Here is a 3026-nt window from a genome sequence, read left to right as displayed (position 1 = left end):
GCCGCGGCGGGTGAGCCCGAGATGATCGAACTCAAGGAAGAACCCCAGCAGCCTCCCGGGCTGCAGCAAGACCTTTACCGGAACTGATTCAACGATATGGAAAGACACAACAAGGGCGAGCGCCCCGCGACGAAACCGCACGGCGGCGCGGCCAAATCCGACAAGGCCGCCGCCAGCAAGGCCGAAGGCGCGGTGTCGCGCGTGCTCTTCATCCAGGCGACGCAGGCGCTGGGCGCGGTGCTGAGCTTCGAGCATCCGGCCGATGCGGTGCTGTCTCGGCATTTTCGCGACAATCGCGAACTCGGCCACCGCGACCGCGCCTTCATCGCCGAGACCGTTTACGGCGTGCTGCGCCGCCTGCGCTGGCTGCGCCGCCTGGCCGGCGACCGCGCGACGCCGCGCGAGCTGCTGCTGGCCTGGTGCGCGCGCGGCGAAGGCTGGCCGATGCGAGCCTTCGAAGGCCTGGCCTCGGCGACCGAACGCGACTGGCTGGCCGGCATCAAGGCGGCCGAGCTGGAGGAGGGCACGCTGGCCGAGCGCGCCGACCTGCCCGACTGGCTGGTCGAGCGCCTGCTTTCCACGCATGACGAGGCCGCGCTGCTGGCGCTGGCGCACAGTCTGAACCGGCCGGCGCCGCTCGATCTGAGGGTGAATGTGCTGAAGGCCGACCGTGACGCGGTGCTGGCGCGCTTGCGCGAGGACGGCATCGGCGCGGAGGCGGGCGCGCTGTCGCCGCAGGCCATCCGCCTGGCCGGCAAACCGGCCTTGCAGAAGCACCCGCTGTTCCTGGACGGCAGCTTCGAGGTGCAGGACGCGGGCAGCCAGTTGCTCGGCCTGCTGGTGCAACCGAAGCGCGGTGAACTGGTCGTCGATTTCTGCGCCGGCGCTGGCGGCAAGACCCTGCAACTGGGGGCGATGATGCGCTCCACCGGGCGCCTGTACGCCTTCGATGTATCGGACAAGCGCCTCGCCAAGCTCAAGCCACGCATGGCGCGTGCCGGGCTGAGCAACGTGCATCCGGTGCTGATCGCGCACGAGAACGACGCCAAGGTGAAGCGCCTCGCCGGCAAGGCCGACCGCGTGCTGGTGGATGCGCCGTGCAGCGGGCTTGGCACGCTGCGTCGCAATCCGGACCTGAAGTGGCGCCAGAGCGCGGCGGCGGTCGACGAGATGGTGGCCAAGCAGGGCGCAATCCTCGCCGCTGCGGCCCGGCTGGTGCGTCCCGGCGGCCGCCTGGTGTATGCGACCTGCAGCCTGCTGGCGGAAGAGAACGACGGCGTGGTCGATGCCTTCATCGCCGCACATCCCGAATTCCGGCCGCTGTCTGCGCAGGCCGTGCTCGAGAAGCAGGGCGTGCCACTGCAGACGGGCGAGCGCCTGCGCTTGTCGCCCGCCACGCACGACACCGACGGCTTCTTCGCCGCGGTGCTGGAGCGCGTCGGCGATGCCTGATCGACGAAGATTCGCGGCGGGCGCAGCGTGCCTGCTTGCGCTCGCTGCGGCGACATCTGCGCTCGCCGGCCAGCGCTTCGAGGCGCGTGGTGAAGTGGAAGTGGCGTTCACGCCGCAAAACGATGCGGAAGGGCTCCTCATCGACGTGATCCGCGACGCGCGGCACAGTCTCCTCGTCCAGGCCTACGCCTTCACCAGCCGCAACATCGCCGACGCCATGGTGGCGGCGAAGCGGCGCGGCGTGCGGGTCGAGGTGCTGGCCGACGCAGCGATGAACCGCCGCGCCAGGGGCAACGCGCTGCCGCGGCTGCTCGAGGCCGGCATCCCGGTGGCGCTGGAAACCGACTACAACGCGGCGCACAACAAGGTGCTGATCGCCGATGCCGACGGCCCCGGCTGCACCGTGGTCACCGGTTCTTACAACTTCACCTGGTCGGCGCAGAACCGCAACGCCGAGAATCTGCTCGTGCTGCGCCGGCACTGCGCGCTGGCCGACGCCTACCGTGACAACTGGCAGCGTCATCGCGCAGCCGCCACCCCGATCAACCAGCTACCCTGGAGCCCATGACGATGGCAGGACCCGTGCAGCCGATCCCCGCAACCGCCGAAGCCGTGACGACCGAATTCGCCTCGCTGTTGAGAAACATCTGGGACGATCTCCACGACCCCTTCGTGCTGTGGCAGGTGGGCGCGCTGCTGGCCTGTCTGCTGGGCGGCTGGCTGATACAACGCCTGGTGCGGCAACGGACCGGCGGCGCTGTCCTCGAGGACATGAACGCCGCGCTGCGTTTCGGCCGCAGTGGCCTGCGCCGGGTGGTGTTCCCGCTGTCGGCCCTGATCCTCGTGCTCGTCACGCGCGCGGTGCTGGCGCAGTACCACAAGGTGCACCTGCTCGATCTCGCCGTGCCCCTGCTGTCGTCGATGGCCGTGATCCGTATCGTCGTGTATACGGTGCGCCAGGCAGTGGGCGGTGCCTCGAGTTGGCTCGGCGGATTCGAGAAGAGCTTCGCGGCGCTGGCCTGGTCGGTGGTTGCGCTGCACATCCTGGGCTGGCTGCCCCGTGTGATCGATGCGCTGGAGACGGTGTCCTTCTCCATGGGCACGCAGAAGCTGACGCTGTGGATGCTGGTGCAGGGGTTGGCGATGGTGCTGCTGACGGTGCTCGTCGCCCTTTGGGTGGCCGGCTTGCTGGAGCGCCGCATCGTCACGGCGAGCGGGCTGGATGCCAACATGCGCACCGTGCTCACCCGCATCACCAAGGCCTTGCTGATCGTCGTCGCGGTGCTGGTGGCGCTGCCGATGGTGGGCATCGACCTGACCACCCTGTCGGTGTTCGGCGGCGCGCTGGGGGTGGGCCTCGGTTTCGGCCTGCAGAAGATCGCCGCCAACTACGTGTCGGGCTTCATCATCCTGCTCGACCGTTCCATCCGCATCGGCAACCTGATCACCGTCGGCAACGATCGCGGCGTGGTGCGCGAGATCACCACCCGCTACACGGTGGTGAAGGCCGGCAACGGCATCGAATCCATCATCCCGAACGAGACGCTGGTCGGGTCGGTGGTGCAGAACGAGAC

At 69.0% G+C, this 3026-nt stretch carries 3 protein-coding genes; all 3 read left to right on the top strand.

Annotated elements, in window-relative coordinates:
* The first annotated feature begins 96 nt into the window (after positions 1-96).
* The gene (locus ACE3SS_RS15255; protein WP_374595415.1) at positions 97-1452 is read left to right on the top strand and encodes an RsmB/NOP family class I SAM-dependent RNA methyltransferase; all 1356 of its coding nucleotides are present in this window, start codon (positions 97-99) and stop codon (positions 1450-1452) included.
* Positions 1445-2020, top strand: a complete 576-nt coding sequence (locus ACE3SS_RS15250) for a phospholipase D family protein (RefSeq protein WP_153170023.1) — start codon at positions 1445-1447, stop codon at positions 2018-2020. Before ACE3SS_RS15255 ends, ACE3SS_RS15250 begins: the two co-directional genes overlap by 8 nt.
* 14 nt (positions 2021-2034) lie before the next feature.
* Positions 2035-3026 (top strand): mechanosensitive ion channel family protein (locus ACE3SS_RS15245; protein WP_374595413.1); only part of this gene is annotated, 992 nt, incomplete at its 3' end.

It is taken from the genome of Aquabacterium sp. (genome assembly GCF_041915145.1).
Taxonomy (GTDB): Bacteria; Pseudomonadota; Gammaproteobacteria; order Burkholderiales; family Burkholderiaceae_C; genus Aquabacterium.
Note: the sequence above shows the minus strand (reverse complement) of the source record. Positions and strands in the feature narration are given on the sequence as shown.

Excerpts from the sequence above, each read along its gene's own strand:
- ACE3SS_RS15255 (WP_374595415.1), top strand. The coding sequence starts at position 97 with ATGGAAAGACACAACAAGGGCGAGCGCCCCGCGACGAAACCGCACGGC.
- ACE3SS_RS15250 (WP_153170023.1), top strand. The coding sequence starts at position 1,445 with ATGCCTGATCGACGAAGATTCGCGGCGGGCGCAGCGTGCCTGCTTGCG.